Source organism: Bacteroidales bacterium (assembly GCA_018334875.1).
In the GTDB taxonomy this organism is placed as follows: Bacteria; Bacteroidota; Bacteroidia; order Bacteroidales; family UBA12077; genus JAGXLC01.
In genome coordinates this window covers 1-21,077 of record JAGXLC010000049.1, presented here as the reverse complement: position 1 = coordinate 21,077, position 21,077 = coordinate 1, and the positions used below count along the sequence as shown (strand labels likewise).

15 protein-coding genes and 2 pseudogenes are annotated in these 21,077 nt (G+C 44.9%); 6 read left to right on the top strand and 11 right to left on the bottom strand.

What is annotated here, in order from left to right; all coding sequences use genetic code 11:
* Window positions 1-559: 559 nt before the first annotated feature.
* The 4 genes and pseudogenes from KGY70_06325 to KGY70_06310 all read right to left on the bottom strand — a co-directional run bounded on the left by KGY70_06325 (window position 560) and on the right by KGY70_06310 (window position 7,322).
* Window positions 560-3,028, bottom strand: a complete 2,469-nt coding sequence (locus KGY70_06325) for a dehydrogenase (protein ID MBS3774781.1) — start codon at window positions 3,026-3,028, stop codon at window positions 560-562.
* A gap of 53 nt (window positions 3,029-3,081) precedes the next feature.
* Entirely contained in the window at window positions 3,082-4,314 is a 1,233-nt protein-coding gene (locus tag KGY70_06320; protein ID MBS3774780.1) for a transaldolase family protein, read from the bottom strand.
* Between the two features lie 51 nt (window positions 4,315-4,365).
* Window positions 4,366-5,717, bottom strand: a pseudogene (gene lpdA, locus KGY70_06315) (dihydrolipoyl dehydrogenase).
* A gap of 255 nt (window positions 5,718-5,972) precedes the next feature.
* The gene (locus KGY70_06310) at window positions 5,973-7,322 is read right to left on the bottom strand and encodes a 2-oxo acid dehydrogenase subunit E2 (protein ID MBS3774779.1); all 1,350 of its coding nucleotides are present in this window, start codon (window positions 7,320-7,322) and stop codon (window positions 5,973-5,975) included.
* Between the two features lie 524 nt (window positions 7,323-7,846).
* Between KGY70_06310 and KGY70_06305 the strand changes: the two genes are divergently transcribed.
* The 5 genes and pseudogenes from KGY70_06305 (at window position 7,847) to KGY70_06285 (ending at window position 12,996) form a co-directional block, all read left to right on the top strand.
* Window positions 7,847-8,563: a GntR family transcriptional regulator gene (locus KGY70_06305; protein MBS3774778.1), complete on the top strand. Its 717-nt coding sequence runs from the start codon at window positions 7,847-7,849 to the stop codon at window positions 8,561-8,563.
* A 159-nt stretch (window positions 8,564-8,722) separates the two neighbouring features.
* Window positions 8,723-9,718, top strand: a complete 996-nt coding sequence (locus KGY70_06300; protein MBS3774777.1) for a hypothetical protein — start codon at window positions 8,723-8,725, stop codon at window positions 9,716-9,718.
* Between the two features lie 5 nt (window positions 9,719-9,723).
* Entirely contained in the window at window positions 9,724-10,593 is an 870-nt protein-coding gene (gene galU, locus KGY70_06295) for a UTP--glucose-1-phosphate uridylyltransferase GalU (GenBank protein MBS3774776.1), read from the top strand.
* Window positions 10,594-10,615: 22 nt separating this feature from the next.
* Window positions 10,616-12,073: a sulfatase-like hydrolase/transferase gene (locus KGY70_06290; protein MBS3774775.1), complete on the top strand. Its 1,458-nt coding sequence runs from the start codon at window positions 10,616-10,618 to the stop codon at window positions 12,071-12,073.
* Between the two features lie 18 nt (window positions 12,074-12,091).
* Window positions 12,092-12,996: pseudogene (locus tag KGY70_06285) on the top strand (DUF2961 domain-containing protein).
* 87 nt (window positions 12,997-13,083) lie between these two features.
* Here the strand turns inward: KGY70_06285 and KGY70_06280 are convergent.
* The 6 genes from KGY70_06280 to KGY70_06255 form a co-directional block, all read right to left on the bottom strand.
* Window positions 13,084-13,446: a DoxX family protein gene (locus KGY70_06280; GenBank protein MBS3774774.1), complete on the bottom strand. Its 363-nt coding sequence runs from the start codon at window positions 13,444-13,446 to the stop codon at window positions 13,084-13,086.
* Window positions 13,447-13,647: 201 nt separating this feature from the next.
* On the bottom strand, window positions 13,648-14,868 hold the full coding sequence (locus KGY70_06275) for a DEAD/DEAH box helicase (protein ID MBS3774773.1): 1,221 nt from the start codon (window positions 14,866-14,868) through the stop codon (window positions 13,648-13,650).
* A 538-nt stretch (window positions 14,869-15,406) separates the two neighbouring features.
* Window positions 15,407-15,988: a hypothetical protein gene (locus KGY70_06270; GenBank protein ID MBS3774772.1), complete on the bottom strand. Its 582-nt coding sequence runs from the start codon at window positions 15,986-15,988 to the stop codon at window positions 15,407-15,409.
* A 127-nt stretch (window positions 15,989-16,115) separates the two neighbouring features.
* The gene (locus tag KGY70_06265) at window positions 16,116-16,724 is read right to left on the bottom strand and encodes a transposase (GenBank protein ID MBS3774771.1); all 609 of its coding nucleotides are present in this window, start codon (window positions 16,722-16,724) and stop codon (window positions 16,116-16,118) included.
* 33 nt (window positions 16,725-16,757) lie between these two features.
* Window positions 16,758-17,135, bottom strand: coding sequence for an IS66 family insertion sequence element accessory protein TnpB (tnpB, locus tag KGY70_06260; protein MBS3774770.1), 378 nt, complete (start codon window positions 17,133-17,135; stop codon window positions 16,758-16,760).
* Window positions 17,136-17,139: 4 nt separating this feature from the next.
* A complete protein-coding gene (locus KGY70_06255; protein MBS3774769.1) occupies window positions 17,140-17,445 on the bottom strand; it encodes a hypothetical protein in 306 nt (101 codons plus the stop codon).
* 419 nt (window positions 17,446-17,864) lie between these two features.
* On the opposite strand from KGY70_06255, the gene KGY70_06250 reads away from it, so the two are divergent.
* Window positions 17,865-18,095 carry a hypothetical protein gene (locus KGY70_06250; protein MBS3774768.1) on the top strand — a complete coding sequence of 77 codons (231 nt, stop codon included), beginning with the start codon at window positions 17,865-17,867 and terminating at the stop codon, window positions 18,093-18,095.
* A 180-nt stretch (window positions 18,096-18,275) separates the two neighbouring features.
* On the opposite strand, the gene KGY70_06245 is transcribed toward KGY70_06250, so the two are convergent.
* A partial coding sequence (locus KGY70_06245; GenBank protein ID MBS3774767.1) for a PD40 domain-containing protein occupies window positions 18,276-21,077 on the bottom strand: 2,802 nt, incomplete at its 5' end.

Genomic DNA, 21,077 nt, shown 5'->3' with positions numbered 1-21,077 from the left:
TTTACCAATTCCTCTTCCGTTGAAAATTGCTGTAAAATGTTCTTCATAGTTCTTTTCTGTTGGTTTTACTTTTAGGTCTCAATAACGAAATACCTGCCCGCAGCAGGCGGGCTTAAATGCTGTAATTTTGCATAGAGCACAGAGCATAGAGCACAGAGCTTAGAGCAAAACTCTCCGACTCACTACTCAGAACTCACTACTTCCTCCCTCTTCACCCGACTCACTACTCAAAGCTCACTACTTTTTCCTCTCTTCCCGTCTGCTCATATTTAATGTGTTCTGCCCGCACCTTCGAGACGCAAACATTGCGTCTCTACTGCTGTAATTCTAGCTATTTCAATGCCTGCTTTTTAGTCGACTTGTTAATACAATCAATGACAACATAATGACCATCAATGACGACTTAATGACAATGCCTCTCTCAATCATCCAATCATTCAATCCCATCTTCACTGCGTTCCGGTTGCTTACGCTAAAGCTTCAGCGACAGCGTGCGGGCAGACCCGCCTGCCTGGCGGCAGGCATTCAATCACTCAATCATTCAATCATTCAATCGTTTCTATACTCCACCTTTCGCCCTTCTTATCTGCTCGTTAGTGGTAAAGTTCGTGGTCACCTGATGTCCTTTTAACGGCAGAATCTTTTCGTGTATCGCATCGATCATTTTTTCCGGTGTAGGCAGGAAATGGTTCTCCTGCTCATACGGCGGAATGATCCAGTTCCTTGATCCAACAACCACCGGTGGGCCATCCAGATCATCAAAAGCCATTTCAGATATATTCTCTGCCATATCTTTCAAGAAGGAGTTCCGTGAAGAAGCATCACTGGAGAGCAGGATTTTCCCTGTTTTCTTAACCGACTGCAGTACGGTCTCATAGTTAAAAGGTACCAGTGACCGGGCGTCAATCAGTTCGGCTTCCACGCCGTATTTTTCTTTCAGGGTATCGGCCGCTTTGAGGGCGGTGTAGAGAGTAGAACCGATGGTCAATATGGTGACATCTTTCCCTTCCCTCTTGATATCCGGCTCACCGAGCGGTATCTCATAATATTCATCCGGTACGCCTTCCTCATGGAACCACTCACCGATGCCGTATATGCGCTGGCTTTCAAAGAAAATGACCGGGTCGGTGCCATTAAGGGCCGCGTTCATAAGCCCTTTGGCATCATAAGGTGTTACCGGGTATACCACTTTCAGGCCCGGAATATGGGCAACAAGCGATGACCAGTCCTGCGAATGCTGGGGTCCGTATTTGTTCCCTACGGATACCCTTACAACCACCGGCATCTTGATTACATTGCCGCTCATCGACTGCCATTTGGGAAGCTGATTGAAGACTTCATCCCCTGTACGTCCCAGAAAATCGCAGTACATGATCTCCGCGATGACACGGCCGCCTGCCATGCCATAACCGATGGCGGTTCCGACAATCGCACCTTCCGAGATGGGAGAATTGAAAAGCCTGTTGTAGGGCAATGCTTCGGTTAGACCACGGTACACGGCAAACGCACCGCCCCAGTCTCTGTTCTCCTCTCCGTAGGCAACGAGTGTGGGATCCGTGTAAAATTTGTCCAGTATGGCTTCAAAAATGCCATCACGAAGCTGATAGGTTTTGACAGTAGAATGCGGATTTCCGTTTTCATCCAATCCGTAGCGATGGCGCTTGGCAAGTTGCTTTAGCCTTGGATTTTCCTCTTTCGGAATCAATGTCTCAGGTTTCCGGTCCTCCATCTTCTCGATGGATTGATTGGAAAACATCATTTTCCCAACCAGATTGGGGTCCTTGTCTAATTCCAGCCGTGGAGAGATTTCTTCATCAATGGCCAGGTTGTAGATCTCTTTGAGCAGTTCAATGGTGGATGTTTGGGTGGAATTTAGCTCCTTTTCCGTAGCCACCTGATTGTTGAGCAGGTCATCCTTGAAGCTCTGAAGTGAATCTTTTTCCTGCCATGCTTCTATTTCTTCCTTAGTCCGGTAGGTAGAAGCATCGGATGGAGAATGGCCGCTGATGCGGTAGGTGAGGGTGTCGAGCAGAACCGGCCCTTTTTTCTCCTCCAGTATTTGCTTTTTGCGACTAAAAGCATCTATTACAGCAAGGGGGTTATAGCCGTCGATGCGTTCAGCGTGCATCATTTCAGGATTTACTCCTGCTCCCACACGGGCCAGTGAATCGAATCCCATGGTTTCCCCTTCGGGCTGTCCGCCCATACCGTACTGGTTGTTCATGAAGTTGAATATGATGGGCATACCACCCTGATAATCTCCGGTCCACAGCTCTTTGAACTGGTTCATGGAGGCAAAGGTCATCCCTTCCCATACAGGACCGCATCCCATGGAAGCATCCCCGATATTGGCGACCACGATGCCGTTCTTTTGATTGACTTTCTTATAAAGAGCCGCACCTACGGCTATGTCACCGGATCCTCCCACTACTGCATTGTTCGGGTATATGCCGAAAGGAGTAAAAAAGGCATGCATCGAGCCACCCAGGCCTCTGTTGATCCCGGTTTTTCTTCCGAAAATTTCAGCCAGCGTGCCGTACAGCAGGAATTTGATGGCCAGATCTTTTACATCCCCTTTATGGTTTTTTTCGACCACCTGCAATATGGCGCCGTCGAAAAATTCTTTCATGATCCGCATCAAGTCGTCGTCAGATAACTGCTCAATGGCAGAGAGCCCTTTGGCCAGTATTTCTCCGTGGCTACGGTGAGATCCCAGAATAAAATCCTCAATCGTCAGATTATAGGCCATACCTACAGCGGCGGCTTCCTGACCGATTGACAGGTGGGCAGGCCCCGGATAATTATATTTTACACCATGATATTCACCTGTAGTTTTTACGGAATTCAGCAATGTTTCAAATTCCCTTATGACTGTCATGTCTCGGTAGATCCTTTGCAAATCGTCATTGCTGAAGTTCTTTTTCTCCTCGTCAATGCTTTTTTGGTACTGATTGATGGGTATCTCACCAAAGGTGATCTTACCGGGTTTTCTCGCTTCGTTGGGATTTATAAATTGTGATTTAGGCATAATTTATTGCATTTTGGTTATATATTTTGACATTATGTGGATACCTGGAAACCTTATTGTTTAATCAAAGATTGAATTCTGTTGTCCAATGCAGCCTGGTCTGTAGCAAAACTGGCCAGGCCCGATGCATTTAATAAAGCATCCAGGGATATTTTGTTTTCTGCGATTTGATTTTTCCATCTTTCATAAACGGGAACTTTTCCGTCTTCAGCTATTGTTTCCCATTCCGCTGAAGACAAGGTTGGAAATAGATCCTGCAGACCGGCTTTATGTGCCCGGTTTACAAATTCATCCGCTGTTTCAGGTGGATTTTTATCCAACTGATGAGCAAAGTTATGTTCTATTTCGGAGTAATTCCAGAGTTTTTCAATTTTAACCGTTGTCGGATCAATATTGTCATAAAGATGAATGGTGTAATCTTTATCCCTGTTTGAAACAAAATTAGTGTTATGGTTGGCTTCGGTTTCCTTAGCAACTTTTGTCGGAATGGTAAATACATCCACACCCGCCAGGCTGGTAATTTGAGATGCGTCCCTTATACTTGCTGCAATTTGTTTGGTGGGTTCGGGGTTATTTTTTGAGCTTTCGGAAATTACTCTTTGACTGGCTAAGGTGGATTTTTCCCCGATCAACTGACCGTCACCCAAATTGTTATCGATTACAAAAGCGTTTTGACGGCCAAGAAAAACATTAACATAGGAAGGCTTAGAGAATATGGTTGCAATAAGATTTTGCCTTGCACTGAAATTCAGTGTAAAGTTTACCGGTATGCCTTTTTCTCTCACTTTTCGGGTTGCAATAAATCCTGCTGGAGTGAGCGGTATTTTAATAATGAAATGTTCGGGACATATATCATAAAATCTTTTGGCATATGACACTGTGTTTTCAATATCATTTGCCATATCGGTATGTAATTCGACACTGACCTTGCCTCCGAATTTTTCAACAAGCTTCAGCCCGTGTTTTGCATTTAAGATGAAAGCAATCTCGATTATCCGGTCTTTTTCTTCCAGATCGGAAAGCAATTTATTGGCTTCAATAATCAGATCGTCATAAATTCCTTTTTGAATTTCTTTGTTGAGTAAGGTATTGTTTGTTGTCAGGGCTGACATCTCACTACACCAAAGATTGGAAGCTTCATCTATATCCCCTGTATCCAGCCATATTTCGGAACCTGTTTTTGCAAGGCGTTTCCATAAATCGCTTGATTCAAAATGTTGGCTTTTGGTCAAATCAATATCACTCAAAATAAAATTTCTGATTTTTTCACTTAATTTTTGTTCCATTGTAGTGTGTGTTTAAATTTTGCAAGTCATTATTGCTTTATATGTGCTTTTTTATTTCTTAAATGCTGTTTCCTTGAATATTTCCGATACCGTGGGGTGAGGGAAAACCATTTCCTGGAATTCCTCAATGGTCAACTGTTGCTCTATGGCCATTGCCCCTCCGAATATAATCTCAGAGCTTGGAGAACCAAGAACATGTATTCCCAGTATATTGCCGTACTGTTTTCCAACCAGGATTTTGCACAGTCCGTTTACTCCTTCATTTTCGATGACATATCTCCCGGCATAGGCATTGGCAGGGAACGAACCTCATAGGGGATATTCTTTTCCTGTGCCGCTTCTTCTGTGAGCCCTACGCCGGATACCTCGGGATGGGTATATACCACTGCCGGAACGGCTTCATATCGCATCAAATCTTTTTTGCCTACCATATGGTTGACAGCAACTTCACCTTCCCTGCTGGCCGTATGAGCGTAGAGAGAATAACCCGTCACGTCACCCGCTGCATATACATGAGGTGTATTGGTCCGGCAATATTCGTCTATTTTGATGCCATTGCGATCGTATTCAATATCCAGTTTTTCTATTCCCGGAAGCTCTATCACCGGTTTCCTTCCGGCGCTCAGAAGAATATGGTTTGAGGAGATCGTTTGTTCCTCTCCATTAGCTTCATAGGTGATCTCCTTGCTGTTCATTTGGGTTACTTTGGCTGACAGTTTGATATCCACGCCTTTCTTTGCAAGGGTTTTCCTCAGCATCGCTGCCAGTTCCCGGTCCATACCGCTGATGATTTCATCCAGCATTTCGATAACCGTGACTTTTGTACCCATGGTGGCGAAAAAATCAGCGAATTCTATGCCGATGACACCGCCTCCTATGATGGTCATTTCATCGGGAATTTCCTCTATTTGAAGGATTTCTCTGTTGGTATATACATTTTCTTTCTTCAGTCCGGGAATTGGAGGGAAAAACGTTTCGGAGCCGGTAGAAATAAGCAAATTCCTGCATTCATGAATGGAATCGCCGGCTTGTATTTTGATGTGATCGGAGTTCTTTTCGAGAATGGAAGCTTCTTCCATCACCATCTCTACTTTACTGTTCTTTAGTTGCGATTTTATCCCTCCGACCAGCTTCTTTACCATTTTATTCTTGCGTTGCATAAGCCGGGAGATATCATAGGAGACACCTTCCAGGTCAAGACCGTATTTTTTGCCCTCTTTGGCATATTCATAAAGTTTTGCGGTGTGCAGCAAGGTTTTGGTAGGGATACATCCTTCATTGAGGCAAACGCCACCGATAAACTGTTTGTCGAACAGTACGGTGGATAGCCCTTTACTGCCTGCCCGTTCCGCTGCAACGTATCCGGCAGGTCCTGCACCGATTATTCCAAGATCATAAGGCATATTCAGTTAATTTACTAGAGATTTCTATAATTATATTGATAAAATCTTAAGCACTAAATTCTAAATCCTAAACTCTAAATCCTAAACTCTAAATTCTAAATCCTAACCCAGATATTAGAATTTCATTTTCTGCCAAAAAATGCACGTACTTGTTTTGGTCATTGAATATTTGGATTTTGACATTGTTTGGTATTTGTGATTTGTTATTTGATGCTTCATCTCTTCTCATAAGTGTTTAATTATTAATAATTGATATTATATAATAGCAGTCTCAAATGCTTCAATCTCTTCCTTGATGTTTTTTAGGAACAATGAGGCCGGTCCGCCATCGATGGCCCGGTGGTCGTAAGTTAGGGATAATCCAATATATGGAATAAATCCAAAAGCACCGTTACCCAAGTCTGCCGGCCTGTTGATTATGGTATTCACACCGAGTATGCCCACTTGGGGCAGATTCAGCACTGGAGTAAACATTTCCACTCCATACGCTCCCAGGTTGGATACAGTGAATGAACCAGACTCACTGGCAATCAATTCGGGATCGATATCGCCCTGCTTGCATCGGTCGGAAAGGGCCTTCATCTGATTCGACAAGCCTTCCAGTGTGAGGTCATCCGCGTTTCTAACGACGGGTACCATCAGGCCGCGGTCTGTATCGACAGCAAAGCCCAGGTGTACCTTGTTGAAAACTTTGATGTGATCCTCTGCAAAATGGGCATTGGCATCAGGATGTTTTTTCAGTGCCCGGACCACTGCATAGCAAACCATGTCATTCAGTGTAATATTGGATACAAGCCCTTCTTCCTTTTTGGCTTTGATGGTCTTCCTAAGCTGCAGAATATTTCGCGCATCGGCACTTGTATGGTGGGTTAGCTGGGCTGAATTCCGTAAGGAGGCATGCATGCTGGAGGCGATCAATTTCCTTACATTGGTCAGCTTTTTTACCTCATAATCTTCTCTGTATATACGATCGGTAAGGTCTTTGTCGGTAACCCTTCCTCCGATGCCCGTTCCTTCCTTTGGAGCAGCTTCACCTGATTCTTCTGTCTTTTGGTAGGCAAGGGAAGTCGCTTTCTGCCCTGCCTGGATGGCCTGCTGTATGTCCTGCTCAATAATCCGTCCGTAGGGCCCGGATCCTTTCAGGTTCTGATAAAGAACCCTTTGCTGTTCCGCCAGCTTTTTGGCTCTGGGGGATATGGCGGTCTTTCCCTGCATTTGTTGCTTTTCTGGTTCAGGGGATGCCGTAGTTTCAGGAGGAGGTGTCTCTTTGGTTGTCTCCCGGGTTTCCTCATCCGGAGCTGACGCTTCGGTTTCGGTTTTGCCTGGCCGGGAGCCTGCATGAGGGTTGAATTCATCCACTGCCTCCCCTTGTTCTCCAATGACACCTACATTTGTGAGTATGGGCACCTCGTCACCTTCCTCAAAAAATGTCTCCAGAAGCGTACCTTCTGCTTCTGCTTCATGTTCAAACGAAGCCTTATCGGTTTCATAGGTAAAAAGTATATCTCCTTCGTTTACGTATTCACCCTTTTTCTTGTGCCATTCGGTGAGAATACAGCTTTCAACGGACTGGCCCTGTTTGGGCATCGTGATTGGTGTCGCCATATATTCCTGTGGTTTGAATTATTATTCGTGCTTGTAAATACAAGATCAATTCTGTTTATTTATCAAAAATAATTATTTTTTTGAGAATTAAAACAACTTTATTTTATCTTTACAAAAATTATTTTTATCTTGTATATACAGGATTGAGCAATATCGGATATGCCAACCAAATAAAATTGTTGTTTTTATCGATTATCGGATTATATTTTATTTTGGTGTGTAGAAATGTTAAAATTGTTCACATATAATTCCGGGTGTGCAAAGTGTATTTTTAATCTGCCTAATTTGGACAAGCCAAAACCAAACAGGATACTTTGAAGGAATTTAATGTGTTTCCGTTTTGGCTTGTCCAAATTAGCAAGCAAAATTTATGAGGCAAAATTATATAAAGGTCATGATCTTTTTCAATTATTTTTATCTTTGAAAATTGCCTCATAAATTTTGCCACAGTACCTTACCGGGCAAGTTTTGCCAAAAAATGCAAGAATTTGACCGGTAAAGTACTAAAATTTTTACTGATGCCTATGGATGAACTTCATATTCCCCATTACAGAAAAATATACGAAATGCTTCGGCGTCATATTGAGGAAGGTGTATATCAGGAAGGGGACATGTTACCCAGCGAGAATGAGTTAAGTAAACTGCACAATTTAGCAAGGCCCACCGTTCGGCAGGCCCTGGATGCTTTGGTGAAAGACGGATATATTAAAAAGCACAGGGGAAAAGGGAGTATCGTTTCCAAAAGAGATCCGGGCGCCATTGGAATTCTTTCGATAGTGGGCACTACCTCTGCCGTGGGCCGGCATAATTTACAGACAAAGATCCTCACCCCACCCACTGTGGAACCATGGGAAGAGCCTTTCTTTTACAAGCTTTCCAAAAGGGAAAAGGAGTCGGGATGTATTCGGCTGGAACGCTTACGGCTGGTAAAAGATGTTCCTGTGTTTTATGACATCAATTATCTACCCAATATCAATCTCCCCCGGTTTACTTCAAGGAAAATGGAAAACAAATCGCTCTTTGAGGTGTTACGGAAAAATTACAAGATCGATGTGATTGGCGGGGACCAGCGTATCCGGGCAATTCCTGCCGATGAAAAGGTGGCCCGCTATCTCCGGATAGCTGAAGGATCACCGGTGCTGCATCTTCAGAGAAAACTGGAAACCAACCGGAATGGCTACTGCTTTTATTCTTCCCTTTATTGCAATACAGAGGAATATTCCCTTTATGGGAAATTTTGAGGTGAACTGGCCTCTAAATGGAAGGTCTGGTTATTGATTTTTAGCATTTTGAGATTGTTTGTTCTCTGGCTCTTAAAATTTGGTGCTTAATTTGTTTCTTTTTGGTTATACTCGCGCAATTTTTATATTTTTGAACAAACAAGTATCAAACCTGAACAAATGATAATACAATCCAGGGCCTTTGCACGGGCAGGTCTTCTCGGAAATCCATCCGACGGATATTTTGGTAAAACCCTGTCCATCATAATAAGGAATTTCGGAGCCAATGTCACACTTTATGAAAGCCCCGAGCTGGTCATTGAGGAACAGGAAGTCGACAAAAATCAGTTCCGTAACATTCACCAGTTGATAGACAATGTAAGGGCCACCGGTTATTATGGCGGCACCCGCCTGATAAAAGCTTCTATAAAGAAATTCGGGGAATATTGTAAAAACAAAGGGGTTAAGCTCAACAGCAGGAATTTCACCATACGGTATCAGACTTCTATTCCCCGCCAGGTAGGCCTTGCCGGATCGAGTGCCATCGTTACGTCTACCATGAAGGCTCTTATGCGTTTCTATGATGTAGAAATACCCAAGCCCGTGCTCCCCGGGCTTATTTTATCCGCGGAGGTTGATGAGCTGGGTATCAATGCCGGTCTCCAGGATAGGGTGATTCAGGTTTACGATGGATGTGTTTTTATGGATTTTGATAAGGAGTATTTTGACCGCCATGGCCATGGATATTATGAGTCCCTTGATCACAAACTGTTACCCAATTTGTATCTTGCCTATCGAACCGATTTGAGCAAGGTCTCGGGTAAGGTGTTCAATAATGTGAAGCAGCGATATTACCAGGGAGACCCTGAAGTGGTCAATACACTCAATGAGATTGCCGAACTGGCAGAAGAAGGTAAAAAAGCCCTTTCAAACAGGGATTATGAAACATTGAATCATTTAATAGATAAAAATTTTGATTTGCGAAGTAAGATCATGAACATCTCTGAAACCAACAAGGAGATGGTAAGAATTGCCAGAGACTGCGGGGCGTCTGCAAAATTTTCCGGCTCCGGAGGGGCTATCATCGGAGTATATGAAGACGATGAGATGTTGCGCCGCTTGATGGTCCACCTGAAAAAGGTCAATGCAAGAGTCATTAAACCCTTTATAATATAACACTTATGATAAAAAAAGCTGTAATTCCGGCTGCAGGTTTTGGTACGCGCTTTTTGCCCGCAACCAAAGCGCAGCCCAAAGAGATGCTGCCCATAATCGATACACCGACCATTCAATATGTGGTTCAGGAATGTGTGGATTCCGGCATTGAAGATATACTGATCGTTTCCGGAAAAGGCAAACGATCCATTGAGGACCATTTCGACCGCAATTATATGTTGGAATCCCGTATTCTTGAGAAGGATGACCAGGTCCTTTACGATCAGATGAAGCATATTGAAGAGATGGCCAACATCCACTATATCCGGCAAAAGGAACTGAAAGGACTGGGAGATGCCATCTATCATGCCAGATATCATTGCAGCAATGAACCTTTCGTAGTATTGCTGGGGGATACGGTGATCGATTCCGTAATTCCCGTGACTCAGCAGTTGGTGGATATTTATGCCCAATACCGCCAGCCCATTGTAGGGGTAGAAGAAGTGGCTGAGGATAAGGTTTCACGCTATGGTATTGTAGGAGGAGAGAAGTTAGACACCCGGATTCTTCAGCTTGAAAAGATGATTGAAAAACCCGATACCAAAGAAGCCCCTTCAAATCTGGCCATTGCAGGAAGATATGTGCTGACACCGGAAATCTTTCCCATCCTGGCTAAAACCCAGGCCGGCAAGGGGGGTGAGATACAACTGACCGATGCCCTGAGGACCCTGCTCAAACAGGAGGATATAATTGCCTATACCGTGGAAGGGAAAAGATATGATATAGGTAACAAGATGGATTTTCTGAAAACTACGGTGGAGTTTGGGCTGAAAAGGAAAGAATTTTCCGGTCCATTCAGGGAATTTTTGAAAGAGATATTAAAAGAAGACCACTAAACATATCCAAAAATTTAAAACTATGAAAAAGAATTTCTTTCAGCGTATGCTTCTGAAGCTGATCGGTCTGGCTTTTGTGCTGGCCGCATTTGCTTGTAATCAATCCACAGAGGGCGAACAACAAAAACCCAACGTGGTGATGGTATTTATTGACGATGCAGGTTTTGCCGATTTTAAACCTTTTGGTGAAACCCGCTATCCTACTCCCAATGTCAGTGAGCTGGCAGAAGAAGGGCGTAGCTATTACAATTTTTACGTGCCGGTGGCTGTTTCTTCAGCTTCCCGGGCAGCCCTGTTGTCAGGTTGCTATCCCGGCAGAACCGGTGTTTTTGGAGCACACGGTCCCAACTCTGAATGCCTTGACCCGGAATTCGCCACCTTAGGAGAGGTGATGCAACAAAATGGTTACACTACCGCCAGTTTTGGCAAGTGGCACCTGGGTGATGTGCCCGGCCAAAGGCCGCATTCAAGGGGCTTTGATGAATCCTGCGGCCTTATGTATTCAAACGATATGTGGCCCTATCATCCTGAAAACCCTGAACATTGGGGGCAATGGCCTTTACCTTATTGGGAGAACGGAGAGGTTAAGATCGATTCAATGACTCCAAAGGATCAGAGGAATCTTAGTACATGGTATACTGAAAATGCCGTTGATTTTATCAACCGTCACGATGATGAACCCTTCTTTCTGTATGTTCCCCATTCCATGCCCCATGTGCCGCTTTTTGTCAGTGATAAGTTCAAGGGTGAATCCGGTCTGGGTTTATACGAAGATGTAATGATGGAGTTGGACTGGTCTGTGGGAGAGATCATGGATGCTTTAGAGAAAAACGGGGTTGAAGAGAATACCATGTTCATTTTCATCGGCTCCGACAATGGTCCCTGGTTAAGCTATATGGACCGTGCCGGTAAAACCCCTTACCGTGAAGGCAAGGGCACCACATTTGACGGGGGTGTCCGTAATTCATGCATTATAAGATATCCCGAACATATTGAACCCAATACCGTTTCACATAATGCTTTTGCCTCAATTGACATTTTGCCTACGATTTGTCATGTTACCGGCAGTCCGCTTCCGGACAATGAGATTGACGGGAAGAATGTATGGGATCTGATCACCCACCAGCCCGGAGCGGAAAATCCGCATGATTACTATCCTTTTGCCAGGCATTCCAGCCTCGAGGCAGTGATTAGCGCTGACGGACACTGGAAGTTACACCTGCCCCATCAGTACAGATCACTGGAAAAAGGAGAAGGTGGAACATATACCAGGAGAGGTGTCAGAGGACTCCAGCCCGACTCCAACCTGGGCGAGCAGATCCGCAGACCCCTGACATATACGCAGCGTAAAATCGATACAGCCTTGTTTGATATGGTACACGATCCCTATGAGAAGCGGAATGTTTTTCACAGATACCCGGAAATAACCGACCGGTTGATGGAATATGCAGAGCAACATAATGAGAGGTTCTATGAATAATTTTTTAATGGGCATTATATGAAAAAGATATTCATATTTCTGCTTTTGGGATCATTGGTATTTTTTACTCAATTATCCGCACAGACAGACAGGAATGCGCTTTCAGATCTGGCAAAGATCAAGGAAGGGGTAAAATCTAAAAGAGTCAGTAGTTATGATACCACAGGGGAAATAATGACCGCTTTGAGCACATTCAGGACGGGGAAACACGCTCCCTGTTTGATGTGGATGGTGCCGGTATCATCAATCATATATGGATTACCATCGCGCCAACGTCTGAAAACCTGAGCCGGAATGCCATCATCCTGAAGATTTACTGGGATGACAACGATTTTCCTTCTGTGGTATCCCCCATTGGCCCCTTCTTCGGCTAGGGATGGGAGGAAAGCTATAATTATTCAAGTCTGCCCCTGGCCGTTGGTCCCACTGAAGGCAGGGCGCTGCTATCTTATTTCACCATGCCTTTTTCGGATGGGGCCAGAATAGAGATTGAAAACCAAACCGGAAAAGCGATTGATGCCTTTTATTATTACATCGATTATAAGGAGGTAGAATCTCTGGATGAGGATATGGGGCGCTTCCACGCGTGGTATAATAAGGAGCTGACCGAGGCTCCTCCTGAAGGTGAAAATGAATGGGCCGTGCTCGGTGAACAGGGAAAAAATCCAACAGGAAAGTGAAACTACCTGATCGCCGATATTAAAGGAAAAGGCCATTTTGTCGGGGTGAATTACTATGTGCATTCGCCTACACCGATGTGTTACGGTGAAGGCGATGACATGTTTTTTATTGACGGGGAGAAGAAACCTTCGCTGCATGGAACTGGTACCGAGGATTATTTTAACACTTCCTGGTGCCCCAAAACGGAATACTCCCATCCCTACTTTGGTTACCCCAGGGTCAATAAAAGCTTTCATCCATGAGTTATGGTATCGTAAGTTACTATTAAGTATTAAACCTTGCCTTCTTTCAGGAGAAGCCAAACCGCGAAGGGGTGTTGGGATTCAAATTTAAATGAAAAATACAAGGAGCGATAGACAAAGAAAAATAAAAGCCGGAAGCGAACGCTTGAGTCCATCCTTGATCTTGATATGCATAAATACTGCCCCGGCCATCATAATCGCCATTCCTATCGCACCAATATTTTCTAAAGGTTGGTAGAATATTGAAGCAATGATCAGCAGGGAGAGTAAAATTTTTATGGAGCCTACAGCCTTCATCATTCCCTCGGAAAGCCCGTAAGCTTGAAACTCATCTTTTAACGATTCGGCATTCCCACCTCGCCATTGAGTTGGCCTCTTAGCTCTGAGAAGCCAAACATTAAGTACGCTCAGGCTAATTAACAGTTTGATTATAATCTCAATATATTCCATATTAATAAACTATTTAAATTGAGGTTTAAAGGTATGACATATTTTAATTCTATCCAAATCATATAAGACCTTAATCATTTTAGGCAAGAAGCGCATAAAGGCGATTGCTGTTTTTGAACAGAAAGAATTATGGTTGTTGGTTGAATGCCAGAATGATGATTGCCACTTAAATTTTGGAGATAACGCTTATCTGGATTTTTTTTATCGGTTGGCGAAATATTCCTGTTTACGTCGTTGTTTTTCCTTTTCGAAGTCCTTTTTCTCCTGGGCGTTCATCGGCCGCTCGGTTTGTGGGTAGGGGTTGTCGTCGACCTTCTCTATCTTCTGGCCGATGAGTTTTTCGATGTCTTTCAGGTAGGCATTCTCTTCCGGCTCACACAGGGATATGGCAGTGCCCTCTTCGCCAGCCCTGCCGGAGCGCCCGATGCGGTGCACGTAGGTCTCCGCCACGTTCGGCAGATCATAATTGATCACGTACCGGAGGCTGTCGATGTCGATGCCCCTGGCAGCGATGTCTGTGGCAACCAGCACGCGCACATCACCATCCTTGAACTGCTGCAACGATTTCTGCCGTTGGTTTTGTGATTTGTCGCCATGGATGGCCGCCGTATGGATCCGTTTATTTTTCAGGTTGCGGGCTATCCGGTCGGCACCATGCTTGGTACGTGAAAACAGCAATACCTGGTCGATGTCCTGATTCTTTAGGATATGGAGCAACAGGTTTTTCTTGTTTGATTTGTTGGTATAATACATGTAATGCTGCACGGTTTCTGCCGCGGAGGACTCCGGGCTTACCTCCACTTTTACCGGTTTGTGAAGAATCTGACGCGAGAGCTCCACGATGTTTTTGGGCATGGTGGCCGAAAAGAACAGGGATTGTCTTTTTTCCGGAAGCCTTGCAATGATCTTGCGGATGTCATGGATGAAGCCCATGTCGAGCATCCGGTCTGCCTCGTCCAGCACAAAATATTCGATATCTTTCAGGGAGATAAAACCTTGATTCATCAGGTCGAGCAGCCTTCCGGGCGTGGCCACCAGCACATCGATATCCCTTTTCAGGGCCTCTGTCTGGCCATGCTGGTTCACACCCCCATATATCACGGTGTTTTTGATGCCGGTGTGTCGCCCGTAGGTGGAGAAGCTCTCTCCAATCTGGATAGCCAGCTCCCGGGTAGGGGTGATGACCAGGGCTTTGATCTTGTGGGCCCCCTTTTTCTTTGTCCGTTCCTGCTCAAGCAGCTGGATGATGGGGATGGCAAAAGCTGCTGTCTTGCCTGTACCGGTCTGGGCACTGCCCATTACATCTTTTCTGCTGAGGATATGGGGTATGGCTTGTTCCTGTATCGGGGTGGGTGTTGAATAATTTTCTTCTTTGAGTGCCCGAAAAATGGGCTCACTAATTTTTAATTCTTCGAATCGCATGTTTGTTGTAATTTATGTTTTCAATTTCCTGGGTTGGGAGGGATCCTTCGCAGGGATGTTCTATCAACTCGGGGGCGAAGGTACGCAATAAAAATGGGTTTATCCCAAAAAGCGATTCCTTTTCTTTTGGGTTTACTGGTATTGTATGGTGTACCTGTCTTTCGCGGCTTACAGAAGGAACCGGGTATTTACAATTGATCTGTCCTGTTGAAACCGGCTAATCTGGGGGGTGGCCTAATATTGCAGTTTTTCAATTTCGGGGGTCAGGTCGCGAAATGCATCGGGGATCAGGGGGGTCTAACACAAAAAGCAGGCGGCTCTCCAGGTTAAGTTGCTCTATATTATCGCCCTAATGCGCTTCGAAAAGAGCATCCAGTTTACCTGAGGCGATGATCTTTTACAGGCCTTGTTCAATTCGTTCAGCCAATTTGGGAAGATCCGGGTTTACTTAAAACACAAGGGGGGAAGGGTAAAATAGCAGTATGTTTTGATCGATCATCAGGCCTTCGCGTTTTGATGCACGGTTTTCATAAACACCCTATACTTCATTCGCCCCATAGGCACTGTAATCAAAGAGACCGTTCTGCAGACGGTCAAATATGTCGTCAAAGCTTCCCTTCTCCACCACACGGTAACCATTGTACCTGAAAATGGTTGCGTCGCTCCAGGTCTCGGGTATGCCATGCTTCAGCTTTTGTATATCTTCCGGCTTACTGATCCTGTCGAATAAGCCGGCATCCTCTTCCCTTATGATCGGCACCCGGTATCCCAGCAGGTTTTTGGCCAGCGGGTGAGGGATCACAATCATATCACCCTCCTTAAATTTCTGATTTCCGGCAATGGTTACAAACAGGTCGTGGCCTTTTTCCGTAAATACCAGCGATTCCTCATTGCCGGGATATTCTTCACGGCTTTCCTCAATCTCTAGTGCTCCCCACTTTTGGTCGGTCGCCTCCAATATGGCTTTCAACACTTCACGCTCGTAATCCTGACGTACGGCAGACCGGTTTCCATTCCAAAAATCAAGCGTCTGTTTCTTTTGTACGCCGGATTCCGAAGATCCCGTTTTAGATGCATCTGCTACGGCGTATGTGAAAGATGACATTACCACGACAATCATAAATATGACTGTCAGGTTGAAAGGTTTTTGATGTTGTACACTTGCATGATTTTTATATTTTGATGAAATCTCTAATTTTTTTTCTGTCAATTACAAGCCCATCGGCGTTATAAATATCTAAAATCCTTCATGGAATTTTTCTCTTTTTATTACTGATGGTAATATGGGCCAGCAAGCTCTCCCCTACATTACCCTTGGGGATAATCTGGGAAGGCACCTCGGCTATAGAAATGTTGGTTTTCTCATCACTGTAACCGGTAACATACTTGGGGCGAACTATACGGCGTACATATAATTTGCCCGGTTTATATTCAAGCCGCTCGCTTATTTCCTCCCCGATCTTTTTGGCTGACTTATCAATACCATCGGGTTCTATAACCTGTTCTTCACGCGGCAGGTGAGCCGGTATTTCTCCTCTCAGGGGACGGGCCTTATCTTTTTTGGCCCTGGTCCGCTTGTAGTTGATTTCCTGGGTCGCTTCCTCAGGCTGTTTTTCTTCCATTTCAGTAGCTCCAAATAAAGACCCCTGGAGGGCATCAGCCTTGTCTTTCACATACCGCTCGCTTTTGCTGCCATAGATCATCCGCTTAAGCTGGGCCAGCTCTTCTTTCAAAAACAATACCTCGTTTTGAAGGTTTTGGTTTTCCCGGGCCAGCTTTTCTTTCTCTTTCTCAAGAAGGTAATAAGCTTCGGGAGTGATTTCATTGGATGGCGATATGTTACCGGTTTGTTTCACTAATGCAAATATAATAAAATTACCGGGAAAATCTTATCTGACAGGGCTTTTGTGGAAATCTTGTTGATAACTATACCTTTTTCTTTGTTTTATATTTTTAAGGGATATTCCCTCGATCATCATCACAAGTCCACGCCAGCTTATCTGGCAATAAAGCCCGTTGTCACCAGCAGAAGGAAACTCAAAGGTACCTGACTCCAGGCGTTTGTAATACAAAACAAAGCCCCCGCTTTGCCAGTGAAGCAGTTTAACCCGGTCGCGCCGGCGATTAATGAATATAAAAACTTCACCGGAAGTCGGATCTCTGCCCAGCTGGCTTTGAACAATACCGCACAAACCGTCAAAGCTCTTGCGCATATCGGTTACTCCCCGGTAGAGATAAAAACGAAGAGAGGAATTCAATGCAAACATAGGGCTATATACTTGAAATCAGTGAACGGATCATATCGATATCACTACCTTCCTCTAAACGGACTACTACCCCATTGGGAAAGGATATCTCAACAGAGGATTGGATTGTGGGCTTATGGTTAACTTCTACCGGTAAAAATCCTTTACCTGAAGATTGACCGGTTTGTTTAAACTTTCTCTGCCAGTAATAAAATACCGAAATGGGGATGCCTTCTTGGTGGCAGAATTGTTTTTTGCTAACTTTGCTTCGATTGAACTTGTCAATCAATACTTGCATCTGTTGACTGCTTCTTTGCCTGGTTTTATTCATAGCCTAAAATTTTTCGGCTAAGATAAAGGCCTTCTGGCACCCTTACAATATGTATTTCCCAGTATGCTTACCGAAAAGAAACCTGATATTGAACAATTAGCAAGCCCAAAAGAAAAGGAAACTACTGCCGAACACATCAGGCGGCTTACAGGTTTTGATAGTGGCTTATGCCCGGCTTGTAAAAAGGGCAGAATGCGCGTGATCCGTGAAATACCCCGAATCAGGTCACCGGCTGCTCATCTGCCAACCATTCTTCTTTCAATGCTACATTAAACCATATTACCTCTCTAAATCTTCATTTTTATGAAGACAGGGATCATATTGTCTGAAATTTTGTTTTTGAGGTTAAATGAGCATTCAGAAAGGGATTATTTTCATAAAAAGGTCAGGTATATTTTGATAAATCGCTTACATTTTCCATTGAGCACGGGCACAACAATTGCCTGACCCTGGATTTGGCCAGCGTGGCATATTGGTACGCGAAACCGCCGCTGAACGAGCTTTCTCCTATTCCTGATAAAGAGGCCAGGGAACCCATGCCCTTCATTAACCATATGGATATCCATAAATGGCGTCATGAATGGAGGAAGAACATGGGAAACGATGCGGATTTATGGGGTAATGAACGTAAGGAAGATTTGAATCGTTGAATAACATTCTGATATGTTTTGAAATAATAATCCGCAGGATGAATCCCCTGCGGATTTTTTTAGTGTAAAATTGCGTTTTTACATAAACCCCCGAAGGATGGTTTATCTTCGAGGGTTTGGGAATTTTCAACAATCCCTTTAGCCTTATAATCTGGTCATGCCTTATGATATTTTCTTTTGTCAACGCTCTTCATAGGGCTCAGGTTTTGGCGTTTTGGGAGGATTTTCCTCCAATTCCTGCATAACCCATTCTATTGCTCTAATCAATTGGGGATCTCTGCCTTTAGCCAGTTCGGTAGGATTTTCCGGCACCTGTATATCCGGTTCCACGCCGTGGCCTTCTGCAAACCATGTACCGTCAGGATCGTACATCCTGAAGGTGGGTACCGAAACCATTCCCCCGTCGATGAGCGAAGGAGAACCGGTCATTCCAATCAGGCCTCCCCAGGTTCTGCTTCCTATCAGGGGACCCAGGTCTCTTTTTTTGAAGAAATCGGGGAAAGCATCACCACCAGAACCGCTCCAACCATTGATCAGCATGGCTTTGGGGCCGAAGTTGGCTACGGGTGGCCATTGCCAGTTTTTTCCATCCCTTACGGCCCAGTAGGCAAGGGGTTTTCTGTTCAAAAGCTCGATAAACCGGTCGGGTATCTGACCACCGCTGTTGAACCGCTCATCAATGATCAGGCCATCCATATGCCACTGTCCGGCAAACTGCCTGACCAGCTCGCTCTGACCATCCCGGCCGGTGCTCCGTACATAGATATAGCCAACCTTCCCGTTGGTGGCTTCTTCAACCGTTTTCCGGTTTTGCTCGATCCATTCCAAATGTCGGAGCCGGTATTCGCTGCTCATTGTTTTGACAATTACTTTTCTGGCACCTTCCATGGAAGGTGCACCGTTTACGGTTAACTCCACAACTTTATCTGCCAGGCCCTGAAAAGCGCTGTAAGGTTCCCTTTCAGAAGTAAGCGGAGTGCCGTTTACTGCAAGGATGTAGTCTCCTTCACTAACATCCATATCCGGCATTGAAAGGGGAGATTGTACTTCGGCATTCCAGGGAGATCCTTCTATGATCCTTTTTACCTTGTAGCGGCCGTTGCTTTCTTCCCAGTCGATTCCCAGATAACCTACATTCCTGCGGGGGCCTGATTCACTGTCACCGCCGCCCCGGTAAGTATGGGATGCATTCAGTTCAGCAATCATTTCACCGATGATAAAATTCACATCCCAGCGGGTCACTGCAAATTCAAGCAATCCACCGTAATACTCCTTCATTCCCTGCCAGTCGACGCCGTGCATATTCTTGTCATAGAAAAAATCCCGTTCAAAGCGCCATGCATCATTAAAGATCTGCTGCCATTCTTCACGGGGATCAATGTGGGTTTCCATTTCATCCAAACGCAGCTTTTTTTCAGGTTTCTGGTCAGGTTGAACATCGATGATGGCCAGCTCACCATTCACAGCTACAAGCATTTTCTTTCTGTTTCCGGTCAACATGTAGTCCCGCGCATTCTCAATGATGGTTTTTACTTCTTCTTCCTCAAAATCATAGTATTTAACAGGCCGATTGCCATTGTCCGAATGGGTATAATCGTGAAAGATTACCTTCCCCTTTATGGCTGAAAGATGGTTATAGCTGCCTGCATCTATTGGAATAATAACTGTTCGCTGCTCCAGTCCGTCAAAGTCAATTTCTACGGGTTTTGCTTCCTCTTCCTCATCGTTATCTTCCTCCGCTTCATCCGTTTCTTTTCCCTCTTCTTTCCCTTTATCTTCGGGGGATTCTTCCTCTTCTTCCATTCCTACCTCATCATTTTTCGGGGCAGTAACTGCCGGGGTGTCCTTTTGAAGGGATGTTGCAGCAATCCGGGCAGAATGGGTATAAGCAAAGGAATTGTCGAAATCGCTGTAGACAGGATTGAATGCCCGGTTGGTAATGAAGTACAGGTATTTGCCTTCGGGATCAAACACAGGCGAATGCTCATTATAGAATGGGCTTGTCACACGATTCCTGATAGAGTTTTCGGTATCATAAATGAATATGGAGTTGTTTCGGTTCTCCTCGCCCCGGTCATAAGCCATCCAACGGCTGTCGGACGACCAACTGACAGAGAAGCCCGACAAACCTCCCTGATACATCCACAATCCTTTGTCAACATCTGTAGTTTGATTGGTTTGTGTATTGAATATTTTGATGGCCATGGTCTGATCGACAAAAGCCAGCATTTTACTGTTGGGTGACCAGTGCAATTGATAACGGTATCCTGGACCATAGCTGGTCAGCTTTTGCCTGGATCCGTCCTCCAGGTTGAGTAGGTGAAGCTCGTATTCTCCGGATTCGTCGCTCCAGTAGGCGATTTTTTTACCATCGGGCGACCAGGCTGGGTATCTTTCGGCTGCTCCGCTGTTGTTGGTCAGGTTCTTTACATATCCTTTTTCAGCCGGAAGGGAGAATAATTTACCCCTTGCTTCCACCACCACCCTTTTTCCGTCATGCGATATATAGGCGTTCTGTGTCAGTTTTTTTACGTTTTCGGGTCTCGGCTTGAGGTTTTGATGGTCGGTAACAACGGAAATGGCCACCGGGGTAACAGATTCATCACTGAGGCTCATTAGATGCAGCTTGCCATCTGCTTCAAAAACAATGTCCTCGGGACCAAGCGAAGGATGATGTACATCGAACTCTGCATAGCTGGTGATCTGCCTGGTTTCATTATTATCCAGGTTGTGTACCCACAGGTTGTATCTTTTATCTTCACCCCGGTCGGAAAGAAAATACACTTTATTGCCGCTCCACATGGGAAGCTCGTCATTGGCCACATGAGGGCTGATCGTTGTATGGGAGTAATCACCTAAATCAAACAGAAAAATGTCCGGTGCCATTCCGCCGCGGTATCTTTTCCAGGTTCTGTATATCCGTGATTTGTCAGTGTAGGCGATACGGTTGCCGTCATCAGAGAATGAAGCATTCTCCCCATA